The 22,241-nt window shown below is 73.2% G+C and carries 22 protein-coding genes and 2 riboswitches; of the genes, 12 read left to right on the forward strand and 10 right to left on the reverse strand.

Translation table 11 applies throughout. The features are described from left to right. The first annotated feature begins 23 nt into the window (after positions 1–23). Both AB0B83_RS05515 and AB0B83_RS05520 read left to right on the forward strand, forming a co-directional pair. Positions 24–920: a bifunctional helix-turn-helix transcriptional regulator/GNAT family N-acetyltransferase gene (locus AB0B83_RS05515; protein WP_357577123.1), complete on the forward strand. Its 897-nt coding sequence runs from the start codon at positions 24–26 to the stop codon at positions 918–920. Positions 921–1,069: 149 nt separating this feature from the next. Next, complete coding sequence (locus AB0B83_RS05520; protein ID WP_357577124.1) at positions 1,070–2,398, forward strand: PHB depolymerase family esterase; 1,329 nt, start codon at positions 1,070–1,072, stop codon at positions 2,396–2,398. Positions 2,399–2,481: 83 nt separating this feature from the next. Here AB0B83_RS05520 and AB0B83_RS05525 read toward each other — a convergent pair whose 3' ends face one another. Further along, positions 2,482–3,711, reverse strand: coding sequence for an erythromycin esterase family protein (locus AB0B83_RS05525; protein ID WP_357577125.1), 1,230 nt, complete (start codon positions 3,709–3,711; stop codon positions 2,482–2,484). 58 nt (positions 3,712–3,769) lie between these two features. On the opposite strand from AB0B83_RS05525, the gene AB0B83_RS05530 reads away from it, so the two are divergent. Beyond that, complete coding sequence (locus tag AB0B83_RS05530; RefSeq protein WP_357577126.1) at positions 3,770–4,561, forward strand: TioE family transcriptional regulator; 792 nt, start codon at positions 3,770–3,772, stop codon at positions 4,559–4,561. Positions 4,562–4,583: 22 nt separating this feature from the next. Here the strand turns inward: AB0B83_RS05530 and AB0B83_RS05535 are convergent, their stop codons facing one another. From AB0B83_RS05535 to rpmB, 7 genes are all read right to left on the reverse strand, one after another. Next, positions 4,584–4,967 carry a hypothetical protein gene (locus AB0B83_RS05535; protein ID WP_357577127.1) on the reverse strand — a complete coding sequence of 128 codons (384 nt, stop codon included), beginning with the start codon at positions 4,965–4,967 and terminating at the stop codon, positions 4,584–4,586. Positions 4,968–5,026: 59 nt separating this feature from the next. Then, a complete protein-coding gene (locus AB0B83_RS05540; protein WP_357577128.1) occupies positions 5,027–5,581 on the reverse strand; it encodes a DUF3558 family protein in 555 nt (184 codons plus the stop codon). A gap of 31 nt (positions 5,582–5,612) precedes the next feature. After that, complete coding sequence (locus AB0B83_RS05545) at positions 5,613–5,777, reverse strand: hypothetical protein (protein WP_357577129.1); 165 nt, start codon at positions 5,775–5,777, stop codon at positions 5,613–5,615. Beyond that, positions 5,731–8,937 (reverse strand): BTAD domain-containing putative transcriptional regulator, encoded by a 3,207-nt coding sequence (locus tag AB0B83_RS05550; RefSeq protein ID WP_357577130.1) that lies wholly within the window; start codon positions 8,935–8,937, stop codon positions 5,731–5,733. Before AB0B83_RS05550 ends, AB0B83_RS05545 begins: the two co-directional genes overlap by 47 nt. Before the next feature lie 150 nt (positions 8,938–9,087). After that, complete coding sequence (rpsN, locus tag AB0B83_RS05555; protein WP_357577131.1) at positions 9,088–9,393, reverse strand: 30S ribosomal protein S14; 306 nt, start codon at positions 9,391–9,393, stop codon at positions 9,088–9,090. After that, positions 9,393–9,560: a 50S ribosomal protein L33 gene (gene rpmG, locus AB0B83_RS05560; protein ID WP_013287204.1), complete on the reverse strand. Its 168-nt coding sequence runs from the start codon at positions 9,558–9,560 to the stop codon at positions 9,393–9,395. Before rpmG ends, rpsN begins: the two co-directional genes overlap by 1 nt. Continuing rightward, positions 9,560–9,796: a 50S ribosomal protein L28 gene (rpmB, locus tag AB0B83_RS05565; protein WP_311412304.1), complete on the reverse strand. Its 237-nt coding sequence runs from the start codon at positions 9,794–9,796 to the stop codon at positions 9,560–9,562. The genes rpmG and rpmB overlap by 1 nt, the downstream gene beginning before the upstream one ends. 155 nt (positions 9,797–9,951) lie before the next feature. Between rpmB and AB0B83_RS05570 the strand changes: the two genes are divergently transcribed. The 3 genes from AB0B83_RS05570 (at position 9,952) to AB0B83_RS05580 (ending at position 12,916) form a co-directional block, all read left to right on the forward strand. After that, complete coding sequence (locus tag AB0B83_RS05570; RefSeq protein WP_357577132.1) at positions 9,952–11,241, forward strand: GTP-binding protein; 1,290 nt, start codon at positions 9,952–9,954, stop codon at positions 11,239–11,241. A gap of 125 nt (positions 11,242–11,366) precedes the next feature. Beyond that, positions 11,367–12,467, forward strand: a complete 1,101-nt coding sequence (locus tag AB0B83_RS05575) for an iron ABC transporter permease (RefSeq protein WP_357577133.1) — start codon at positions 11,367–11,369, stop codon at positions 12,465–12,467. Positions 12,468–12,493: 26 nt separating this feature from the next. Then, entirely contained in the window at positions 12,494–12,916 is a 423-nt protein-coding gene (locus AB0B83_RS05580; protein ID WP_357577134.1) for an ABC transporter ATP-binding protein, read from the forward strand. Here AB0B83_RS05580 and AB0B83_RS05585 read toward each other — a convergent pair. After that, positions 12,863–13,114, reverse strand: a complete 252-nt coding sequence (locus tag AB0B83_RS05585) for a DUF364 domain-containing protein (RefSeq protein ID WP_357577135.1) — start codon at positions 13,112–13,114, stop codon at positions 12,863–12,865. The genes AB0B83_RS05580 and AB0B83_RS05585 overlap by 54 nt on opposite strands. Before the next feature lie 50 nt (positions 13,115–13,164). Between AB0B83_RS05585 and AB0B83_RS05590 the strand changes: the two genes are divergently transcribed. Beyond that, positions 13,165–14,691: a molybdopterin oxidoreductase family protein gene (locus AB0B83_RS05590; protein WP_357577136.1), complete on the forward strand. Its 1,527-nt coding sequence runs from the start codon at positions 13,165–13,167 to the stop codon at positions 14,689–14,691. A gap of 3 nt (positions 14,692–14,694) precedes the next feature. Continuing rightward, complete coding sequence (locus tag AB0B83_RS05595; protein WP_357577137.1) at positions 14,695–15,153, forward strand: hypothetical protein; 459 nt, start codon at positions 14,695–14,697, stop codon at positions 15,151–15,153. Between the two features lie 180 nt (positions 15,154–15,333). Here the strand turns inward: AB0B83_RS05595 and AB0B83_RS05600 are convergent, their stop codons facing one another. Next, a complete protein-coding gene (locus AB0B83_RS05600; RefSeq protein WP_357577138.1) occupies positions 15,334–16,227 on the reverse strand; it encodes an SGNH/GDSL hydrolase family protein in 894 nt (297 codons plus the stop codon). 189 nt (positions 16,228–16,416) lie between these two features. On the opposite strand from AB0B83_RS05600, the gene AB0B83_RS05605 reads away from it, so the two are divergent. From AB0B83_RS05605 to AB0B83_RS05620, 4 genes are all read left to right on the forward strand, one after another. Continuing rightward, positions 16,417–17,130: a hypothetical protein gene (locus AB0B83_RS05605; protein WP_357577139.1), complete on the forward strand. Its 714-nt coding sequence runs from the start codon at positions 16,417–16,419 to the stop codon at positions 17,128–17,130. A gap of 260 nt (positions 17,131–17,390) precedes the next feature. After that, positions 17,391–19,988, forward strand: a complete 2,598-nt coding sequence (rph, locus tag AB0B83_RS05610) for a rifamycin-inactivating phosphotransferase (RefSeq protein WP_357577140.1) — start codon at positions 17,391–17,393, stop codon at positions 19,986–19,988. Positions 19,989–20,063: 75 nt separating this feature from the next. Then, positions 20,064–20,196: riboswitch (cobalamin riboswitch) on the forward strand. Between the two features lie 100 nt (positions 20,197–20,296). Further along, positions 20,297–21,364 (forward strand): prenyltransferase/squalene oxidase repeat-containing protein, encoded by a 1,068-nt coding sequence (locus tag AB0B83_RS05615; protein ID WP_357577141.1) that lies wholly within the window; start codon positions 20,297–20,299, stop codon positions 21,362–21,364. 35 nt (positions 21,365–21,399) lie between these two features. Further along, the gene (locus AB0B83_RS05620; protein ID WP_132237793.1) at positions 21,400–21,885 is read left to right on the forward strand and encodes a hypothetical protein; all 486 of its coding nucleotides are present in this window, start codon (positions 21,400–21,402) and stop codon (positions 21,883–21,885) included. Between the two features lie 135 nt (positions 21,886–22,020). Continuing rightward, positions 22,021–22,091: riboswitch (cobalamin riboswitch) on the forward strand. Positions 22,092–22,241 lie beyond the last annotated feature (150 nt).

The following is a 22,241-nucleotide window of genomic DNA, read 5'->3' on the forward strand; positions in this document are numbered from 1 at the left end:
ATAGCTGACTAAGGTCAGGTTTCATGGAGACGGAGCTCATCGCCGCCGTGCGGCGGTTCAACCGGACGGTGACCCAACGGGTGGGGGCGCTCGACGACGAGTACATGGCGCGCGCCCGCCCCCTCGCCCAGGCCCGCCTGCTGTGGGAGATCGGTCCCGCCGGCGCCGAGGTCGCGGCGCTGCGGTCCCGGCTCGGGCTGGACTCGGGGCACCTCAGCCGCCTCCTGCGCGCCCTGGAGGGCGACGGGCTCGTCACCGTCGGGCCGTCCGACCAGGTGGGCGGGGACGGGCGGGTCCGGGTCGCCACGCTCACCGCCGCCGGCCGCGCCGAGTGGAGCGAGCTCGACGAGCGCTCCGACGACTTCGCCCGGTCGATCCTCGCCCCGCTGACCGGGCGACGCCGCGAGCGGCTCGTCGCGGCGATGGCCGAGGTGGAACGGCTGCTCGTCGCGTCGATGGTGCTGATCGAGCCCTGCCCGCCCGGCGACCCGAGGGCCCGCGCCTGCGTACGGGCCTACGCCCGGGAGGTCGCCCGGCGCTTCGACGGCGGATTCGACCCGGCCCGGAGCAAGCCGGTCCACGACGAGGAACTCGTCCCCCCGGCCGGCGTGTTCCTGCTCGCCACCCTCAACACCGAGCCGGTCGGCTGCGGCGCGGTGAAGCTCCACAGGGGCGCGCCCGCCGAGATCAAGCGGGTCTGGGTGGCGGACTCCGTACGCGGGCTCGGGCTCGGGCGGCGCATGCTGAGCGGGCTGGAACGCCACGCCGCCGAGCGGGGCTGGAGCGCCGTCCGGCTGGACACGAACCGCAACCTCACCGAGGCGATCGCGATGTACCGGGCGGCCGGCTACCGCGAGATCGAGGCGTACAACGACGAGCCGTACGCCCACCACTGGTTCGAGAAGCGCCTGACCAGGTGACGGCGCGAGGGGCGGGGCGGCCGGCACTTGCGGGACCCTTCTTATTAATAGATACTCGTCGATGTTCCTGAGCCGGACGTGATCGGGCAGCCGGGCAGCCCTCGATCGGAACCCCGCCCTGTCCACCGTCTGTGGAAGAGGAACCATCCATGAGGACCAGACTCCGAGTGCTCGGCGCCGCCCTGGCCGCCGCCACGCTGACCGCCCTGGCGGCGGTGGCGGTCGCCCCGCCGGCGTCCGCCGCGACCCTGACCGAGGTGACGAGCTTCGGCCCCAACCCGAGCAACCTGCGCATGTACCTGTACGTGCCGGACTCCGTCGCGCCCCGGCCGGGGCTGCTGGTCGCGGTGCACTACTGCACCGGCACCGGCCCCGCCATGTATTCCAACACCCAGTACGCGGCGCTCGCCGACCGGTACGGCTACATCGTCGTCTACCCGTCGGTGACCCGCAGCAGCCAGTGCTTCGACGTCTCCTCCCCGCAGGCGCTGCGCCGCGACGGCGGCAGCGACCCGGTGGGCATCAAGTCGATGGTCGACCACGTCCGGCAGCGCTACGCCGTCGACCCCGACCGGATCTTCGCCACCGGTATCTCGTCCGGCGCGATGATGACAAACGTCCTGCTCGGGCTCTACCCGGACGTGTTCAGCGCCGGGGCGGCGTTCTCCGGGGTCCCCTTCGGCTGCTTCGCCACGACCAACGGCTCCGAGTGGAACAGCGAGTGCGCCAACGGCCAGGTCGTCCGTACCCCACAGCAGTGGGGAGACCTGGTCCGTAACGCCTACCCGGGATACACCGGGCGCCGGCCCCGGATGCAGACGTGGCACGGGACGAACGACGAGGTGCTGCGCTACCCGAACTTCGGCGAGCAGATCAAGCAGTGGACCGACGTGCACGGGCTGAGCCAGACGCCGACGTACACCGACAGCCCGCAGGCCGGCTACACCCGCACCCGCTACGGCGGCAGCGGCGACCGGGCGCCGGTCGAGGCGATCAGCATGCAGGGGGTGTCGCACAACCTGCCGGTCGACGCCGCGCAGGCGATCCGCTTCTTCGGCCTCGACACCGCCGCGCCGCCCACCACGCCGCCGCCGACCACGCCGCCGCCGACGAGCCCGCCGCCCAGCACTCCCCCGCCCAGCACTCCGCCGCCCTCGCCGGGCGCCTGCCGGGTGGGCTACACCGTCAACGCCTGGAACGCCGGCCTGACCGCCTCGGTCACCGTCACCAACACCGGCACCACGACGGTGAACGGCTGGTCGCTGGCCTTCACGCTGCCCGCCGGCCAGAGCATCACCAACGGCTGGAACGCGACGTACGCCCCGACCAGCGGCGCGGTCACCGCCCGCAACGTCTCCTACAACGCCACCATCGCGCCCGGCACGTCGGTCAGCGTCGGCTTCCAGGCCACCCACACCGGCGACACGGGACGGCCCGCCTCGTTCACCCTCAACGGCGCCACCTGCGCGATCGCCTGAACCGGCAGGGGCGGCGCCGTCCCCCGGCGCCGCTCCGGCCGGTTCAGGCGCCGCCCCGGCGGCAGGCCCGGACCAGTGCCCGGTCAGTCGTTGCTGGACGCTTGCGGAGCCTGGCCCCGCCCGGCGTCCCTGACGAACAGGATCCCGTCGGTGTCGGCCACGTGGGCCGGGTCGAGCGGGGCGTAGCCGAACCAGGGCGACACCCGGGCGGCGGGCGTCATGCCGGCGAGGGCGCTGGCCAGTCGGCGGGCGTCGACGAGGTGACGCTCCGCCGGCATCGCGTACAGCAGCCCTTCCACGGTGTCCGGCGGCGGGGCGTCGACTCCCTGGTGGCGGATCGTGCCGACGGCCGTGGCGAGGAAGGCGTACTCCTCGCCCAGGTGGGCGCCGACGATCGCGCCGGCGCTCCACCACTGCACTGGCAGTCCGCCCATCCGCATGCTGCTCTTGTTGCGCTGGAGGTGGCCGTTGTGGGCGTTCACCAGTGCCGGCCCGCGTCCGGCGATGGCGAGCAGGTTGGCGGCCATCATCGAATCCCGCACGCCGAGCAACCGCGCCATGCGGCTCGGCGACGGGTCGGCCATCGCGTGGTGGTAACGCAGCAGGCCGACGGCGGTACGCCCGTACAGGCGAGCCCGGTGCCACTCCTCCGTTGTGGACGCCTCGATCAGCTGTGGCGTCTGCGTGTCGAGCAGGGCCACCAGGTCGTCGGCGAGCAGCCGCAGCCGGCCGGCGTCGGGCGTGCGCCCCACGGACCGGGAGGGGTCCATCATCGCGGCGGGACTGGTCCACCGGTCGTCGGCGCCGAGCAGTCGGTCGAGCGTCTCCGCCGCGCAGGGAAGCAGGTCGGCGTCGACCCGGGCGGTGAGGTAGGCGTGGAGTGCGGTGAGGGCCTGCCGGGGGCTCGCGGCGCCGGTGATCTCCAGCGGGCCGTCGAACCCGGCGAACCGCACCTGCTCCGCCGGGGGCCGCCCGTCGTTGTACGCGCGCATCCAGCGCACCAGCTCACGGTTGGCGGCGAAGGCGCCCCACCCGTGGCTGAACCCGCGCTCCATGACGTCGTCGAGGAGGCCGGTGCCCGAGGTGACGTGGTCGTCCACGACCAGCCCCATCACGCAGTCGCTCTCGATCGCGATCGTCCGGTAGTGCTCCCGCTCGACGAGTTGCCGGAAGAGCTCGTTCCGCAGGTCGAGCAGGGCGTCCTCGCCGTGGGTGGGCTCGCCCAGTGCGAGCAGCCGCGGCCTGCCCGGGAGCAACCCCAGGACGGCAGCGGGGTCGACGGCACGGGCGGCGTCTGCGATACCAGCGGTCATACCCTCAACGGTATCGTTGAACCGACGGTGCAAACTTCTCCCCGATGTCAGCAGAGTGATGACGCCAAACCCTCAAAGCAGTGGCAGGCTCAGGCCGGTCGACCTGGCGCGCGCGCACGGCCTGTCGACGCAGGCGGTCAGGAACTACGAGGCGGCCGGCATCCTCCCGGCCGCGCACCGCACCCCGCACGGCTACCGCACCTACACCGCGCTGCACGCGCAGGCACTGCGCGCGTTCCTCGCCCTCGTGCCCGGACACGGGCATGCGACGGCCACGTCGATCATGCAGGCGGTCAACCGGGGCGCGACCGAGGACGCCCTCCGGCTCGTCGACGAGAGTCACGCGCAGCTCCTCGACGACCGCCGCACCCTCCAGGCCGCCGAAGCCGCTGTCGGCGACCTCGATCCGGTGCCGCAGGGACGGAGCAACACGTTCGTCGGTCCCCTGTCGAGAAGGCTCGGCATCCGCCCGGCCACCCTCCGGAAGTGGGAACGCGCGGGCGTGCTCCAGCCGTGCCGCGACCCGCAGACGGGCTACCGGGTCTACAGTGCCGCCGACGTGCGCGACGCCCGGCTGGCCCACCAGCTCAGGCGGGGTGGCTACCTGCTGGCGCAGATCGCTCCGCTGATCGCCCAGGTCCGCTCCGCCGGGGGCGTCGCGCCGCTCGGGTCGATGCTGCGCGACTGGCGCGCCCGCCTCGCTGCCCGCAGTCGCGCCATGCTGACCGGCGCCGCCGCCCTGGACGCCTACCTCACCTGCCGACCGGTCCCGCCCGGCGACGGGCCGGGCGTCCCCGGCACCGCCGTACCGGCCACGGATCCGGTCCGGCCGCCGGGTGGCTCCCGTTGATCGTCGCCGGCCTCACCGCCACTCAGGCAGACTCACCCGCTGCCCGCTCACCTGGCCGTACGAGCAGTTGCCAGTAGTCGCCCGCTGGGTCCTGAGTCGTCAGCCATCGCTGGAGCGCTTCGAGCGACGCCCGGTGGGACGCCGAACTGACCTCGTACCACCTGTGCAGCAGCAGCTCGTGGATCCGGACAGCCTGTGCGGCGTGCTCGAGCACCAGGCCGTCCACGGCGCGGACGACGGCCACCTCCTCGGCCCGTCCCCGCAGCAACGCGGTGCAGTCGATGTCCGTGGCGACCTCGATCCCGTCGCCGGCGGCGAGGACGGAGAACTCGACGGTCCGGTCCCGCCCGCCCACCTCGACCGTCTGGGCGAAGACGAGGACGTCGTCGCCCGGGGGCGCGAGCATGCCCCCGGCGGCCACCCCGGGTGAGTCCCGTCCGAGGACCCGACCGTCGGTGACGTCGTTCAGACGCGCGGGATGACGACCTTGGCGACCTGCTCGGCGTCGGCCAGGTTCTGCGCGTCGGAGCCGCCGCGGGAGTAGACGTCGATCTGCAGGGCGCCGTGCAGGACGTAGAGGTGCCCGGAGTGCCAGTACGCCTTCTCGCCGACCCCGTCCACCGGCCTGGCAGCGGCGACGGTGACGTCGAAGTCCGCGGCGGTGGTGCGGCTCAGGAAGATCGTGAGCTGGCCGTGGTCCTGCTGCCATTGGCAGAAGCGGGTGACGTCGCCGGCATCGCCGCCGTCCTCGTCGTTCCGGGTGACCTCGCGGCCGGTCAGGTCGACGACCTCGGACTCGGTGAGCAGGGTGCAGGGGTCGGGGAGGCCGCCAGCTCCCCGCATCGCACCCGGGTCGCCGTCCGCGGTCCCGGCCGGCGTCGGGGAGGCGGCCTCGGCGGGCGGCGCGAGCGTGGCGTCCGCGGTCGGTGAGTCGCCGGCGGTGGCGGATCCGGTGAGGTCGCAGCCCGCGGTGAGGCAGACGGCGACGAGGGCGGCCAGGGTGACGGAGCGGTGCTTCACGAGGTCTCCTCGCAGAGGTACGGGATGCGGGTCAGTTGGTGCCGAGGCCCTTGTCGAGCACCTTGGCCGAGGCGGTGACGGTCGCGGACCGCACGGGCCCGCCACCGACCGTGTAAAGCGCGTAGGTGTGCGTTTCGGTGCTGCCGACGTCACCGGTGCAGGAGAAGAGGAACTCCTGCGAGCCTTCGAGATCCACCGGGCCGTACGTGCCTGGCGTGTTCGTCGGATCGTCCACGGACAGGGCCCCGCCGGTGGCGCCGGTGATCTTCCACTCGATGACCAGGGGCACGGGATCGGCGCGGAATACGGCGGTGCCCTCGGCGCACTTCGGCTGCCGGGCGACGCGCAGGTGGACGATTCGCGGGCCGGCGACCACCGTGGTGGCCGGGTGCGACGGCTTCCCCGTGGCCGGCTTCCCGTCGGCGGGCTTCGTGGTGGCCGGCCGCGTCGGCGCCGGTTCCGTCCCGGCTGGCGACGTCGGCCGCGCCGAATGCGCCGTAGCGGTCGCGGCGGATGGGCCAACGGATGCCACCGCGTCGGCGTCGCTGTCCCGAGTGGTCGGCCCGGTCGCCGCGCACCCCGACATCGTCGCGGCGATGAGCAGGGAGATGGCCGCTGGCCTGGTAGATCGGATCACGTCGCAAGGATGGACGGCGGTGCCAAAGGAAACCCAAAGGCCGTGCCGGTTCAGCCGGCGAGCAGCGCCGCCACCGTCTCCGCCAGCGTCGTCGCGCCCGCCTCCCGGGGGGCGCGCGCCACCTCCGCCGGCCCGAGCCGGGCCCGGGCCTCGGCCTCCGCCCGGTCGCGGTCGGCGATCTCGTCCGGGGTGAAGCTCGGGGCGCCAGCGCGGAGCGTTCCCGCTCGGCGAGCGCGAGCAGCCGCAACCCGTTCGCCGCGTCACCGTCGAGGACGTCGAGCTGCGCCAGCCCCTCGACCGCGTCCAGCTGCCCCTCGGCGATGCCCAGCTCGGTGTAGATCGCCAGGGCCTCCCGCATCGCCGATCGCGCGGGGGTGGGCCGGCCGCGGCGCCGGTCGATGGTGGACAGGTTCGTCAGCGCGGCCGCCTCCCCGCGCCGGTCGTGGAGGGCGCGGAACCCCGCCAGCGCGCGGTGGAACAGCTCCTCCGCCTCGCCGAGGCGGCCGATGCAGCGCAGCGTGCCCGCGGTGTTGTTGGACGCCGCCGCGACCATCCGGGCGTCGGACTGGTCCTCGGCGATCCGCAGCGCCTCGTAGCCGAACGCGAGCGATGCCGGGTAGTCCTCCTGCGCCTGAGCGGTGATCAGCAGGTTGTTCAGCGCCGCGACCATGCCGGTCCGGTCGCCGAGCTCGCGGAACGTGGCCAGGCCCTGCTCGCCCAGCCGGCGGGCCGCCGGCAGGTCGCCGGAGTTGCGGGCCAGCGCCGCGGCGGCCCGCAACGCCCGGGCGCGCAGGGCGGACGGTGCCGGCGGGGCGGCGGCCAGCGCGCGGTCGAGCCAGGCCCGGCCCTCGGCCATCCGTCCGGCGACCCACCAGTACCACCACATCGCCGCGGCGATGCCCAGTCCCTTCGTGGGGTCGCCGTCGCGCAGCGTCCAGTCGAGCGCGGCCACGATCGTGTCGTGGTCGGCGCCGATGCCGGCCAGCCACTCGGTGTGCGCCGGGCCGTCCAGCGGCGGCGGCGACGCGAGCCGGCGCTCCCAGACAGCGACCAGCCTGCCGTACGCCTCGGCGCGCTCGGCCGGGTCGAGTCGTTCGCGGGCGTACTCGCGGATGGTCTCGATCAGGCGGTAGCGGCCCTGCCCGAACTCCACCATGGACCGGTCGACCAGCTGGGTCAGCGGGTCGAGCGGGTCCGCGCCGGCCACCTCGGCCGCGCCCGCCAGGTCGAAGCCGCCGGCGAACACGCCGAGCTGCCGCAGCAGTTTCTGCTGCGGCTCGTCCAGCAGGTCGTAGCCCCAGTCGATGGCCGCTCGCATGGTCCGGTGCCGGGGCACCGGCGACGTGCCGGTCAGCAGGTCGAGGCGCCGGTCGAGGCGCGACATGATCTCGGAGAGCGGCACCGCGCGCAGCCGGGCGGCGGCCAGCTCGATGGCGAGCGGCAGTCCGTCGAGCCGGCGGCACAGCTCGGCGGCCACGGGCTGCTCGGCCGGGGCCAGTCCGGCGCCACCGCGCGCCGCGGCCACCCGGTCGGCGAGCAGCCGCATCGCGTCCGTGCGTGGATCGGTCGCGCCGGGGGCCGGCGTGGCGAGCCCGCCCAGCGTGAGGATCACCTCCCCACCGAGGCCGAGCTGCTCCCGGCTGGTCGCCACGAGTCGCAGGCCGGGGCAGGCGGCGAGCAGCGCGTGGGCGAGTGCCGCCACGTCCGCCCGGACGTGCTCGCAGTTGTCCAGCACCACCAGGACCCGGCCGGTCAGCTGCCGGACGACCGTGTCGCGCACCGCCACGCCGGGCTCCTCGCGGATGCCGGTCGCCGCGGCGAGCCGGGCGTCGAGCGGGCCGTCGCGGTGCTCGGCCAGCTCGACGACGTGCACCGCGTCGTGGTCCTCGGCCACCTCGCGAGCCAGCTCCAGGCTGAGCCGGGTCTTGCCGGCGCCGCCCGGTCCGACGATGGTCAGCAGCCGGGCGGCGCCGAGCAGGTCGATCGCCCTGTCCAACTCGAAGCGGCGGCCGACGAACCGGTTGCGCCGCGCCGGCACCCCGGGCGCCGGCCGGTCGAGGGTGGGGTCCCGCCGGCGTACGGCGGCGGCCAGCGCGCCGAGTTCCGGGCCGGGGTGGGCGCCCAGCTCGCCGAGGGCGGCGGTGACATCGTCGTACGCGGTCAGCGCGTCGCCGGCCCGGCCGGACCGGTACAGCGCGAGCATCAACTGCCGGACGAGCCCCTCGGCGGTGGGCTGTTCGGCGACCCAACCGGCCAGCTCGGTGGCCGCCGCGACGTGCCGGCCTTCCGCCAGTGCCCGCCGCGCCCAGTCGAGCCGGGCCGAGAGCCGCAGCTCGGCGAGCCGGGCGGCCGCCGCTGCCACGGAGTGTCCGGCCCGCACCCCGTCGTACGCGTCGCCACGCCACAGCCCGAGCGCCCCCGTCTGCTCGAACTCGGCGGCGTCGAGGGTGGCGTCGGTCAGGTCGAGCCGATAGCCGCCGGAGGTGGTGCGCAACCGGTCGCCCACCACCTTGCGAAGCGCCGAGGCGTGCATCTGCAACGTCGCCATGGCCGTCGACGGGACACCCGCCGGCCACAGCTCGGCCAGCAGTCGTTCGTTCGTGACCGACCGGCCACCCGCGGCGAGCAGCACGGCGAGCAGTGCCCGTGGTTTCGGCGCCAGGGCCGCTTCGCCGTCCGGCGTGCACACCCGCACCGGGCCCAGTACCTCGAACCGCACGCGCACCTCCGCCTCGTGTCTGGCGCAATCCTGGCGCGCCGGTCAAGCTTCCCGCAGGATCGGTCAGTAGTGAAGGCCGGCGCTGCGCCCGCAGGCTGATGCGACCGAGCGCCACCGCGCCTCCCCCGTCGCGGGCGGGGTGCGGTGACGTCACCACGACGCCTTGCGCACCCCGGGCAGCTCACCACGCAGGGCCAGCTCGCGGAACCGCACCCGGGACAGTCCGAACCGGGACAGCACACCGCGCGGGCGGCCGTCGATCTGGTCGCGGGAGCGCAGTCGTACGGGGCTGGAGTCCCGGGGTAGGCGGTTGAGTCGACGTGCCGCGTCGGCTCGTACGTCCGGGTCGGTGTCCGGGTGGCTGACCGCCCGCTTCAGCTCGTCCCGCGCCTCGGCGTGCCGGGCGACGAGGGTCTCGCGGCGCGCCTGCCGACGGCCGAGGCTCTTGCGGGCCATCAGCGCGCCTCGCGGAACTCGACGTGCCGGCGTACGACCGGGTCGTACTTGCGCAGCACCAGCCGGTCCGGGTCGTTGCGGCGGTTCTTGCGGGTCACGTACGTGTAGCCGGTGCCGGCGGTGCTGCGCAGCCGGACGATCGGGCGTACGTCGGTCTGCCGGGCCATCAGAGCCGCACTCCCCGGCCGCGCAGTTCGGCGACCACGCGCTCGATGCCCTTGCGGTCGACGGTCTTCAGTGCCTTGGCCGTCAGGGTCAGGCCGACCCACCGTCGCTCCGACGGCAGCCAGTAGCGGTGGTTCTGCAGGTTCGGGTTCCAGCGGCGGCGGGTGCGTCGGTGGGAGTGGGACACGGCGTTGCCGAAACTCGGCCGCGCGCCGGTGACGTCACAACGTCTGGACACAGTGATCGCTCCTTGCTCAGGTGATGCATCGCAATGACAACGGTTTTCATTTCTACATCATCCGTCCGGGCGGATCCACGCCGGGTCGCGACTCGCGCCAGCAGTCGCCGTCTGCTTAGAATGACAATCGTTTTCATTAAGCCGAGAGGAACCTGATGACGTCGTCCCCGCAGGCCCCGATCCGCGTCGAGACAGCCGACGCCGGTAGCCGCCCGTCGTTGACCGTGCTGTCCGGGTTCTGGCCGGCGGCGACCTTCGCCGTCGCCCGTACGCTGCTCGCCGCCGACCCGTCGCTGCTGCTGGTGCGACACGACCTAGCCGGCATCCGCGACGGCGTCGTCCGCCGGGTGGTCCGCACCGGCACCGGCATCGTCGAGGACGAGCGGATCGCCCTGGCGCACGGCTGCGCCTCCTGCACGCTGCGGGAGGACGTGCTGCCCACCCTCGTCCGGCTCACCCGGGACAACCCCGGCCAGGACCTGGTGCTGTTGCTGCCCGAGGTGGTGGAACCCGAGGCGGTCGCCGCCGCCTGCGCCCACCACCTCGTCGACGGCACACCGGTCACCGACCTCATCCAGGTCGACTCCTACGTCACCGTCCTCGACGCCGAGCACCTGCTCGACGGCCTGGCCAGCACCGACGACCTCGCCACGCTCGGCATCCAGGCCGCCGAGGACGACCACCGCGGTCTCGCCGACGTCGTGGTCCGGCAGATCGAGTACGCCGACACCCTGGTGCTCTGGGGGCGGTCCCGGGAGGGGGAGTTCGACACCGGCAGGATCGCGGTCCTGCTCCAGCGGATGGCGCCGTGGGCGGCACACTTCCGGGTCGACGGCGATCTCGTCGACGCCGACGCGCTCACCCGCCAACTGCGCCACACCCACCGGCACCGGCCGGAGACCCCCGGCGTCCTCGCCCGGGGCCTGCAGGGCTTCGCGCTGGGCACGCACGAGCCGGAGGCCGACTGCGGGGTCGTCTCCGCCGTCTTCCGCGCCCGCCGCCCGTTCCACCCGCGGCGGCTGCACGACGTCCTGGAGGACGTCAACGCCGACGTGATCCGCTCCCGGGGCCACCTCTGGCTGGCCAGCCAACCCGACACCGTCGTGGCCTGGGAGTTCGCCGGCGGCGGCCTGGCGATGGGATCCCTCGGGCACTGGCTGGTGAGCCTGCCCGAACCCGGCTGGGAGCACGTCTGCGATCAGCGCCGGCTCGCCGCCGCCCTGGAGTGGGACCCCTACTACGGCGACCGGCACCAGCACCTGGTCTTCATCGGCCTCGACGTCGATCCCGTCGAACTGCACCGCACCCTCGCCGACTGCCTGCTGACCGACGCCGAACTCGCCGACGGCGAGGAGTTCTGGCGGACCTACCACGACCCGTTCGCCGGCTGCTTCCCCCTCGGCGTGGCGGAGCCGACCGACACCGGAGGAGCACGACCCGCATGAAGCCCGGAATCCACCCCCGGTACCGACCCGTCGAGGCACGACCCGGCGGTACGGCTTCATCGCCCAGGTCACGTGCCACGATACGCATTTGACAATGGATTTCGTTACCAGGAGAGTGATTCGACGTGACGCCCTCCACGGCCGTCGACCTCGTGGTCGACCCGGACGCCCCTGCCGCGAGCACCCCTCGTCCGTCACTGCGAACGGGTGGCACCGTGGCCACCCTGCTGGTCCTGCTGGCCGTCTCGCTCGTGGTGGTGATCGGCCTCGGACCGGTCGCCATCCCGCCCGGCGAGACGGCCCGGTACCTCTGGGCCGCGCTCACCGGCGGCCGCATCCATGCCGACGAGGTGACCACGTACCAGATCATCTGGCAGATCCGCACGCCACGGGTGTTGCTCGCGGCGATCGTCGGGGCGGGCCTGTCCGCGGTCGGTGTGGCGATCCAGTCCCTGGTGCGCAACGCCCTGGCCGATCCGTATGTGCTCGGGGTCTCCTCCGGCGCCTCGGTCGGCGCCGTCTCGGTCACGGTCGCCGGCGGACTCGGCGCGCTCGGCATCTACGCGGTCTCCGCCGGCGCCTTCCTCGGCGCGATGGCCGCCGCGGCGCTGGTCTACCTGGCCGCGTACAGCCGCACCGGCATCACGCCTCTGCGCCTCGTGCTGACCGGTGTGGTCATGTCGTTCGGCTTCCAGGCACTGATGGCGGTGATCATCTATTTCACACCGGACAGCGAGGCGACCGCCACCATGCTGTTCTGGTCCATGGGCAGCTTCGGCGCAGCTACCTGGGGCGGCCTGCCGGTCGCCGCGGCCACCGTCCTCGTCGGAGGGGTCGTCCTGCACCGGCACAGCCGCACCCTCGACGTGCTGACCTTCGGCGACGAGGCGTCCCTCAGCCTGGGCGTCGACACGACCCGGGCACGTCGGCGACTGTTCGTCATCACCTCACTGGTCACCGGTGCGATGGTGGCGGTCAGCGGAGCGGTCGCGTTCGTCGGCCTGGTGTTGCCGCACCTGGTCCGGATCGTGGTCGGCGCCTCGCACCACCGGGTGCTGGTCGTCGCGCCGCTGGCCGGTGCCGTGTTCATGGTCTGGGTCGACCTGGTCTCCCGCACCCTGGTGGCTCCCCGGGAGCTGCCACTGGGCGTGATCACCGCTCTGATCGGCGTACCGGTGTTCCTCGCGCTGATGCGCCGCCGTGGCTACCTGTTCGGCGGCCGGTGATGGATCTTCGACTCGACGGCGTCAGGGTGGAGATCGACGGGAACGTCATCGTCCAGGACCTGTCGCTCGACGTGCCGGACGGGCGGATCGTCGGACTGATCGGACCGAACGGATCCGGCAAGTCGACCGCGTTGCGCTGCGTCTACCGGGCGCTGCGGCCGAGCCGCGGCGTGGTGTGGCTCGGCTCCGACGACCTGTCCACCCTGAAGCTGCGCCGCAGCGCGCGGTCGGTCGCCGCGCTCACCCAGGACGGCGGCACGGACCTCGACTTCACCGTCGCCGAGACGGTGGCTGGTTTCGAAGCGCACGCAGGTGGTGCGGTCGTCCAGGCGGATCAGGGCCGGCCTGCTGAGTGTCTCGCTGATGTGCTCGTCCACGTCTTCCCCTCAGAATGGTCAGGACTGGGCGTGGTACCGGTACAGCACGGTCCGATCGGCGCTGAACTGTGAGAACGGGAACGGCTCCGCCGACAGGGCGGTGACGCCTGCGCCGAGGAAGTGTCGGGCCACCGCGCTGGCGGTCTGGGCGTAGACGATCAGCGGGACGTCCCGGTCCTGACAGGTGCGCAGGATCTCGTCGAAGGTGCCGTTGCCGATGGTCATACCGGTGGCGACGACGGCGTCGGCGACGTGGAGGACGTCGCGCATGTCGGGGGTGACGGGGTCACCCCACTGGGTGGTCCGCAGGGTGAGGTCGCATGGCAGGCAACGTGCCGGCCGCCGACGTGGAGTGCGCCGCCAAGCTGCTCGGCACCTCGCGGCGGCTGCTGTCGACGGTGTTGCAGGGCTTCTACCAGTCCAACCAGGCCACCGCCGCCGCCTGCGGCGTCAACAACCTGCACCTGATCCGGGGCATGATCGGCCGGCCCGGCGCCGGGATCTACCAGATGAACGGCCAGCCCACCGCGCAGAACACCCGGGAGACCGGCGCCGACGGGGACCTGCCGGGCCTGCGCAACTGGGAGAACACCGCGCACATCGAGGAGCTGGCCCGGCTCTGGAACGTCGACGTCGACGTCATCCCGCACTGGGCGCCCCCGACGCACGCCATGCAGATCTTCCGGTACGCCGAGCAGGGCTCGATCAAGCTGCTGTGGATCAGCGCCACCAACCTGGCGGTGTCCCTGCCCGACCTGTCGCGCGTCCGGCGCGTCCTGGCGAAGCCGGAACTGTTCGTGGTGGTGCAGGACCTGTTCCTGACCGAGACCGCCGAACTGGCCGACGTGGTGCTGCCCGGTGCCACCTGGGGCGAGAAGACCGGCACGTTCACCAGCGTCGACCGCACCGTGCACATCTCCGACAAGGCCGTCGACCCACCGGGCGAGGCCCGCCCCGACCTGGACATCTTCCTCGACTACGCCCGGCGGATGGACTTCCGGGACCGCGACGGGCAACCGCTGATCCGGTGGACCGGGCCGGAGGAGGTGTTCGAGGCGTGGAAGGAGTGCTCGCGGGGGCGGCCCTGCGACTACACCGGCATCACCTACGCCAAGCTGCGCGGCGGCTCCGGCGTCCAGTGGCCCTGCACCGACGAGCAGCCCGACGGCACCGAACGCCTCTACACCGACGGGCGCTTCCACACCGACCCCGACCACTGCGAGACGTACGGCCACGACCTCGCCACCGGCGCCGAGTTCACCGAGCCGGAGTACCGCGCCAAGGAGCCGGGCGGGCGGGCGTTCCTGCACACCGTCGACTACCAGCCCTCCCCCGACGTGCCCGACGACGAACACCCCATGCTGTTGACCACCGGCCGCACCGTCTACCAGTTCCACACCCGCACCAAGACCGGCCGGGCCCCACAACTCGACCAGGCCGCGCCGGACGTGTGGGTGGAGCTCAACCCGGCCGACGCGGCCCGGCTCGGCATCGCCGAGGGCGACCTGGTCGGGGTCGCCTCGGCGCGCGGCGGCATCCAGGCCCGCGCCCGCCTCTGCGGCATCCGCCCCGGCGTGGTGTTCCTGCCGTTCCACTACGGCTACTTCGACCAGGACCCGCACGAGCGCACACCCCGCGCCGCCAACGAGCTGACCGTCACCGCCTGGGATCCGGTCTCCAAGCAGCCCCTCTTCAAGGTGGCCGCCGTCGCGGTCGAGAAGCTCGCCGACGGCGGCGGCGTACCCGCACCGGCGCCGACGGTCGGCGGCAGCGCGCCACCCCCGGACGCCGGCATCCCTCCGACCGCGGGTGGACCGGCGGCGCAGGCCACCAGCGGGAAGGAGTGAACCGTGCACCTCGCCCACTACCTCGGCCTGCTGCACCGCGCCCAGGTCAACCTCGCCGACGCGTTCCGGCAGGTCGCCGACGCGCACGCCGAGGAACCCGACATCCGCCACCTGTGTGAGCGACAGGCGAAGCGCTGCGACGCGCACGCCGAAGGCCTGCGCCCGTTCGCCGCCCGCTACGCCGAGGACGCCCCGACCGAACCCGACCGGCTGCACTCGCAGCTGTTCACCGGCACCCGCACCGGCGGCATCGGCCTGCTGCGTGACCTCCAGGACCTCTACCTGATGGCCGCCGAGTGCGACATCGCCTGGACCGTCGTCGGCCAGGCCGCCTACGGCGCGCGCGACGAGGACCTGCTCGCGCTCGTACGACGCTGCGAGGGTGAAACGGCCATCCAGCTCAAGTGGCTACGCACCCGGATGAAGGCCGCCGCGCCCCAGGCGCTCGTCGTCGCCGACTGACCGCCGCCGACCGCCTCCAGATCGCGGCCCCGCGCCCGATCGGCGGGGCCGTCGCGGGGCAGTAGGTGGCGATGGACGAACAGGTGACGGTGTTCGCCCGGCACCGGCCACCCGTGACGCCGCCGGATGGGCGGCGGGTCGGGTGGCCGGTGCTCGTCAGGTCAGGTCGGAAATCGTCGGTCAGCTGTTCAACCTGGCCAGCAGCGCGTTGGCCATGCCCTGCTCGCCCCTGGCGTTGGGGTGGAAGGGGGCGGCGGCGTTCTGCGGGACCAGCCCTTCGACCCAGCGGGTGCCGCTGCTCTTGCACGTGTCGCGGCCGACCGACGGGGCGTAGACGTCGGCGTAGGTGGCGTTGTTCGCGGCGGCGGTGCTGGCGAGCATCCCGTTCAGGGACTTGTGGACGCTACGCAGGTACGGCACGTCCTGGTAGGCGATCGGGACCACCGGCCAGCAGCCGTAGCCGCTGTCCGGCACGATCGCCGGGTAGCCGAGCACCACGACCCGGGCGCCCGGGGCGGCACGGTGGACGGCCTGCAGCACGGCGGTCACCTTCGGCGCCGTGGCGGCGATCCTGGCCTGCAACTGGTCGACGCCACCGGCGGTGTACCGGTTCTTGCACGGAGACCCGAGAGGGCTGCTCAGGCTCGCCTCGGCGCATTCGGTGATGATGCCGGAGAAGCCGATGTCGTTGCCGCCGATCTGCACGGTGACCAGCGTCGTGTCCGGGGTGATCGCGCTGAGCTGCGGGGGCAACGAGATGCCCAGTGCGCCGCTGCCGCCGACGAGGATGTCCTCCGTGGTGGCGCCGGAGCAGCTCACGTCGGCGAGCGCCGACGAGCCGACGGAGGCGGCGACCAGCGACGGGTAGTTGCGGCTGGAACGCAGGCAGTTCAGGTCGATCTGGGTGGGGATCAGCGGGCCGGAGGTGTACGAGTCACCCAGCGCGACGTAGCGCCCGGTGGGCGCGGCGGCGTTGGCCGGTGCGGCGAGGGTGAGCAGCACACCGGCGGTGGCCGCGGCGAACGCGGCCAGCCGGCTGGCGGCCCGGAGGAACGGCAGGCGGGGACGGGTCATGGCATCTCCCAGCGGGGATCATGGTGGGTGCCGTGATTCTGTCCGCGCCGTCGTCGCACGTCAATATCGACGGCCATTGGGCCGTCGGGCGGAACGCGACGGCGGCTCGGCGACCCCCTTCCGCGCGCGGGAAGGTCCGACGCACTAGCATTGCCGCAGTCCGGGACGGCTCTGCTGAAACGAGGCGAAATGCGTTGGCTCCAGCGACTGCTGGGCGGCGGGCGGGTCCAGCTCGATCCGGAACGGCAGCAGGCTCTGCTCCGCGACGTCCAGCACCGGTACGGCGCCCACGCGCAGCTCCGGTTCCCCGAGCAGGTCCAGGCCGTCGCCGGGATGCTGAACGACGACGACGGCGTGGTGGTGGCGGCCCGGATCGTGAGCCAGGTCGCCGACGAGGCCTACGTGGACCTGCAGGCCCAGGCCCAGGACGTCCACCGACGAACGGGCCGCCGGCTCCTGGTGCACCGCCGCAACTACCGGCCGTTGTGGATGGAGGCCGGCCGAGCCCTGCGCTGGCCGCTGTTCGCGTTACCGAGCGGCTTCCACCCGTACGCGCAGGTGGCCGCCGCCGTCGCGGTGCTCGGCGGCCAGGCTGCCCGGCTCGACCAGGTGACCGACCCGAATCCTCTCGTGACCCGCGTGTTCGAGGTGCTCGACCTCACCACCGCCGGCTGGGAGTACGGCCGGGTGCGGGTGGACACCGACGCCGCCGCCCTCGCCGACAGGCTGATCACGAGCGCCGGACAGATCCTCGCGGCCATGGACGACCCGCCCCGGCTGCCACCTCCGGTGCGTGAGCTCATGCGCCGCAACAACACCCTCGACGTGCACGATCCGGCCAGCCCTCGGGTGGTGGGCGGGTTCAATCCCGGCGCGAGGATGCGCGAGCAACTGCTGGCCTGAGGACATCGCGGCGGCGATCGCGGAGATCACCTGTTGGTGATCGCGCCGCTTCGCGCCTGTCGGTGATGGCGTCACCTCGTCGCAGCGGACAACCACGAGGAGAACTGTCCCGCTTCAACGTATATCGGGCTGGAGGGCTTGCCGCAAGACCCGGGTCCTGCCGCAGAATCGTCCGCCGAACCGGAAACCGGCGAAGAAGCGGCGCACGACGTGCGAGTGTCGTTGTCGCGACGGATGCCGACTGCCTCGGAGGTGTCGCGATGATCGAGCAGTACGTGTGCGACCTCCACGAGGTCGGCGACGCGCAGGTCGCGACCGTCGGCGGCAAGGGCGCGCACCTGGGGGCTTCGTCGCGGATCGACGGCATCCGCGTACCGGCTGGCTTCTGCGTGACGACGGACGCCTTCCGGCGGATCATGGTCGAAGCGCCGTCGATCGACGATCGGCTCGACCGGCTGTCGCGCCTGGACCCGGACGACCGGGAGGCGAGCCGCGCCCTCAGTGCGGAGATCCGCCGCGCCATCGAAGCGGTCGTCCTCCCCGACGACGTGGCAGCGGCGATCATCCGGGCCCTCGCCCGGCTCGGTGCGGGGGTTGCCTGTGCCGTCCGGTCCAGCGCGACGGCGGAGGACCTGCCGACGGCCTCCTTCGCGGGCCAGCAGGACACGTACCTGAACGTGGTGGGGCAGGAGGCGATTCTCCAGCACGTCAGCCGGTGCTGGGCCTCGCTCTTCACCGAGCGGGCCGTGGCCTACCGGCGACGCAACGGCATCGACCACCGCACGGTCCAGATGGCCGTGGTCGTGCAGAAGATGGTCTTCCCGCAGGCGGCCGGCGTCCTGTTCACGGCCGACCCCGTCACGCACAACCGGAAGGTCGCTGTCGTGGAGGCGAGCTTCGGCCTCGGCGAGGCCCTCGTCTCGGGGTTGGTGAACGCCGACGCCTACCGGGTGCGGGACGGTGAGATCATCGCCAGGGCGATCGCCGCCAAGCGACTGACCATCCACGCCCTGCCGGCCGGCGGGACGAGGGAACAGGCGATCGACACGGAGCGGCAGGAGCAGCCGGCCCTGACGGATGCGCAGGTCGTGCGGCTGGTGCGGCTCGGCCGGCGGATCGAAGCCCACTTCGGCCACCCCCAGGACATCGAATGGTGCCTGGTCGACGACGACTTCCAGATCGTCCAGAGCCGTCCGATCACCACGCTGTTCCCCATCCCCGAGGCCGGCGACGGCGCGAACCACGTCTACGTCTCCGTCGGTCACCAGCAGATGATGACGGACCCCATGAAGCCCCTGGGGATCTCCATGTGGCAGCTGACGGCCATGGCGCCGATGCACGAGGCCGGCGGGAGGCTGTTCGTCGACGTCACCGGGCGCCTGGCCGCGCCCGCGGGCCGCGCCGGCCTCCTGGAGATGGTGGGGCGGTCCGATCCGTTGATCAGGGACGCGCTGGAGACCGTCCTCGGCCGCGGCGACTTCGTCCCGTCGCTTCCCGACCAGGGTCCGGCAGGGCCGCCCGCCGGCGGCGCGCCCGCCCCGATCGAGAACGATCCGGCCATCGTCACCGAGCTGGTCGAACGCAGCCAGGCGGCCCTCGCCACCCTGCGGCGCGACATCCGGACGAAGTCCGGGCCGGCGCTGTTCGACTTCCTGCTGGAGGCCTTCGAGGAGCACAAGCGGGGCCTTGCCGATCCGCTGAGCATGCAGGCGATCATGGCGGGGATGGAAGCCACGTGGTGGCTCAACGACAGGCTGTACGAGTGGCTGGGCGAGAAGAACGTCGCCGACACGCTCACGCTGTCCGCGCCCGACAACGTCACGTCGGAGATGGGACTGGCGCTGCTGGACGTCGCCGACGTCATCCGCCCGCACCCGGAGGTGGTGGCCTTCCTGCGGGAGGTCGAGGACGAGGGCTTCGTGGACGAGCTGCCCCGGATCCCGGGCGGCCGGGAAGCGCGAGACGCCATCCGGGCCTACCTCGACAGGTACGGCATGCGCTGCGCGGGCGAGATCGACATCACGAGGCCACGCTGGAGCGAACGCCCCACCACGCTCGTGCCCCTCATCCTCGACAACGTCAGAAACCTCGAGCCGGGCGCCCGCACGCGGCGCTTCGCGCAGCGGCGCCAGCGGGCGGCGCGGAAGGAACAGGAGGTCCTGGAGCGCCTGCGGGCCCTGCCGGACGGGCAGCGCAAGGCGGCGGAGACGAAGCGGATGATCGACCGGGTCCGGACCTTCATCGGGTACCGGGAGTATCCGAAGTACGTCATCGTCAGCCGCTACCTCAGCTACAAGCAGGCCCTGCTGAGAGAGGCCGAGCGCCTCGTGCGGGCCCACGTGCTCCCGGAGCAGGAGGACATCTTCTACCTGACGTTCCAGGAGCTCCACGACGTCGTGCGTACGCACGAGGTGGACGACCAGCTCATCCAGCGGCGCAAGGACGCGTTCAGGTCGTACCGGACGCTCACCCCGCCCCGGGTGCTCACGTCGGAGGGCGAGGGCATCGCCGGCGCGTACCGGCGCGAGGACGTGCCGGCCGGCGCGCTGGCCGGCCTCCCGGTCTCCGGCGGGACCGTCGAGGGACGGGCCCGCGTCGTCCTGGACCTGGCCGAGGCCGACCTCGAACCGGGCGACATCCTGGTCACCGCCTACACCGACCCGAGCTGGTCACCCCTGTTCGTCGCGATCGCGGGACTGGTGACGGAGGTGGGCGGCCTCATGACCCACGGGGCGGTGGTCGCCCGCGAGTACGGCCTGCCCGCCCTCGTCGGGGTGGAGCGGGCGACCCGGCTGATCCGAAACGGACAGCGGGTTCGCCTGCACGCGACCGACGGGTACGTCGAGCTCCTGCCCTGACCGACCACCGGACCATGACCCGACGCGCGCGGCCGATCACGCATTGACATCCGGCGTCCCTCCACTCCAGACTGGCGCCACAACTCAACCAACGCGCGTGCGTGCGGGGGAAGTCCGGTCGAATTCCGGCGCTGGCCCGCAACGGTAGGCCGTCGAGATGCACCTCCGACGGCGAGCCCGAATACCCGACGTACGCGCAGAATCCGCTCCCCACCCGTCGTGGCCCACGGGTCGGAGTCCCGGTCGACCCCCGCGCTGCGACGGTCGTCCGGGCTTCTGACGACCGCCGGGCCGGAAAGGCGCTTCCGATGGTCGTCCGCCTGAGCCGGCACCGCCTGCTCACCCTGTTCCGCGGCGTGCTCGCCGCCCTCACCCTCGCCACCCTCACCCTCGCCGCACCGGCATCCGCCCACGCCTCCCCCACCTCGCCTTCCGGGGTCGGCCGGTCGGAGGCCGCGGCCGGCTGGCTGGCCCGGCAACTCGTCGCCGGCGAACGCCTCGAGGTCGTCTTCGACGGCGTCACCTACCCCGACCAGGGCCTCACCCTCGACGCGGTGTTCGCCTTCGCCGCCGCCGGCGTCGCCGACGACTCGGGGGCCCGGGCGCTGGCCTGGGTCACCCGGCCGGACATCCGCGACGCCTACCTCGGCGACGGCGCGACCGAGGCGTACGCGGGCGCGACCGCCAAGCTCGCCCTCGCCGTCCAGGTACGCGGCGGCGACCCCACCGACGTCGGCGGCATGGACCTGGTCGCCCGGCTGCGCTCGCTGCAGGCCCCCACCGGCCGGTTCACCGACCGGTCGGCGTACGGGGACTACAGCAACACGTTCAGCCAGTCCTTCGCCCTGCTCGCCCTGGGCCGCACCTCGCAGGGCACGCCCCCGGCGGCCGCCGCCTGGCTGGCCGCCACCCGCTGCCCGGACGGCGGCTACCCGCTGCTGCCCGCACAGCCGGTCTGCACCTCCGACGTGGACGCCACCGCGCTCGCGGTGCAGGCGCTGCGGGTCACCGGCCGCCCGACCGACGCCGCCGCCGGGCTGCGCTGGCTGCTGTCCGTGCAGCGCGCCGACGGCGGTTTCGCCAACGCCGCCGGCATCCCCAACGCCAACAGCACCGGCCTCGCCGCGCAGGCGCTGCGCGACGGCAGCCGGCCGCTGGCCTGGGCCCGCGCGCGGGTGTTCCTCGCCGGACTTCAGGTCGGCTGCGCCGGGGTGCCGGCCGACCGGGGCGCGGTCGACTTCGACGGCGGCGCCTTCGACCCCGGCACCGCCGCCCGGGCCACCGGCCAGGCCGTCCTCGGCCTGACCGGCACCGGGTACGCCCGGCTGTCCGCGGCCGGCGCCACCCCGGGCGCACCGGTCCCCGCCTGCCCGTGACCCGTCCCGTCGCTCCACCGATTCCAGGAGGAACCGTGTTCCGTCACCGATCCACCGTCCGCACCCGGCTCGCCGGCCTGTTGGCAGCCGCCGTCGCCGCCGTCGCCCTCACCGCCGTCGAACCCGCCCCCCGGGCCGGGTACGCCGCGGCCTGCACCGGCACCTCCGGCGTCACCGTCGTGGTCGACTTCGCCGCGCTCGGCGGTGGCGTCCAGGTCGGCTGTGCTCCGGGCGACCCGGCCACCGGGCTGGCCGCCCTCCAGGGCGCCGGCTTCACGGTGACCGGCACCCAGCGCTGGGGGCTGGCGTTCGTCTGCCGGATCAACGGCAAGCCGACCGCCACGGCCGATCCGTGCGTCAACACCCCGCCCGCGACGGCGTACTGGTCGTACTGGCATGCCCCCAGCGGCGGCGCCTGGTCCTACAGCACGTCCGGCGCGAGCAGCTACAACCCGGCCCCGGGCACCGTCGAGGGCTGGTCCTTCGGCGCGGGCGCCCCGCCGAGCATCGCCGCGCCCTGACCGTGGCCGCACACCGGGTGTGACCGCAGCGGTGCACCGGGTGCCGGCCACCTCCCTGGCGTCGCGCGACGTGCGGGCGGTACGGTGTCGGCACCCGGTGCACGCCGGTCCACAACTGCATACGTCCCGAGTGGGGGGAAGCCGGTTCGAAGCCGGCGCTGACCCGCAACCGTGAGCGAGGCCCCGGCCTCGCGAGCCGGAATGCCTCGCCCGGGACGAGCGGCTTCCACTGTCGAGGTTTACAGGGTGAAGTCCGGGCCACCGAGGTCCGTTCCACCCCGCTCATCGCATCACGCGAGCGGGGTGTCGCTGTCCCCGGGTGCTTTCCGGAGCTTCCACCGACCGCTCCGCGAAAG

Origin of the sequence: Micromonospora sp. NPDC049060 (assembly GCF_040649055.1) — a bacterium.
GTDB lineage: Bacteria > Actinomycetota > Actinomycetes > Mycobacteriales > Micromonosporaceae > Micromonospora > Micromonospora reichwaldensis.

What these genes read in the sequence shown, in the direction of transcription:
- AB0B83_RS05515 (WP_357577123.1), top strand. Translation starts at nt 24, where the DNA reads ATGGAGACGGAGCTCATCGCCGCCGTGCGGCGGTTCAACCGGACGGTG.
- AB0B83_RS05520 (WP_357577124.1), top strand. Translation starts at nt 1,070, where the DNA reads ATGAGGACCAGACTCCGAGTGCTCGGCGCCGCCCTGGCCGCCGCCACG.
- AB0B83_RS05525 (WP_357577125.1), bottom strand. Translation starts at nt 3,711, where the DNA reads ATGACCGCTGGTATCGCAGACGCCGCCCGTGCCGTCGACCCCGCTGCC.
- AB0B83_RS05530 (WP_357577126.1), top strand. Translation starts at nt 3,770, where the DNA reads ATGACGCCAAACCCTCAAAGCAGTGGCAGGCTCAGGCCGGTCGACCTG.
- AB0B83_RS05535 (WP_357577127.1), bottom strand. Translation starts at nt 4,967, where the DNA reads ATGCTCGCGCCCCCGGGCGACGACGTCCTCGTCTTCGCCCAGACGGTC.
- rpsN (WP_357577131.1), bottom strand. Translation starts at nt 9,393, where the DNA reads ATGGCCCGCAAGAGCCTCGGCCGTCGGCAGGCGCGCCGCGAGACCCTC.
- rpmG (WP_013287204.1), bottom strand. Translation starts at nt 9,560, where the DNA reads ATGGCCCGGCAGACCGACGTACGCCCGATCGTCCGGCTGCGCAGCACC.
- AB0B83_RS05570 (WP_357577132.1), top strand. Translation starts at nt 9,952, where the DNA reads ATGACGTCGTCCCCGCAGGCCCCGATCCGCGTCGAGACAGCCGACGCC.
- AB0B83_RS05585 (WP_357577135.1), bottom strand. Translation starts at nt 13,114, where the DNA reads ATGCGCGACGTCCTCCACGTCGCCGACGCCGTCGTCGCCACCGGTATG.
- AB0B83_RS05590 (WP_357577136.1), top strand. Translation starts at nt 13,165, where the DNA reads ATGGCAGGCAACGTGCCGGCCGCCGACGTGGAGTGCGCCGCCAAGCTG.
- AB0B83_RS05600 (WP_357577138.1), bottom strand. Translation starts at nt 16,227, where the DNA reads ATGACCCGTCCCCGCCTGCCGTTCCTCCGGGCCGCCAGCCGGCTGGCC.
- AB0B83_RS05605 (WP_357577139.1), top strand. Translation starts at nt 16,417, where the DNA reads ATGCGTTGGCTCCAGCGACTGCTGGGCGGCGGGCGGGTCCAGCTCGAT.
- rph (WP_357577140.1), top strand. Translation starts at nt 17,391, where the DNA reads ATGATCGAGCAGTACGTGTGCGACCTCCACGAGGTCGGCGACGCGCAG.
- AB0B83_RS05615 (WP_357577141.1), top strand. Translation starts at nt 20,297, where the DNA reads ATGGTCGTCCGCCTGAGCCGGCACCGCCTGCTCACCCTGTTCCGCGGC.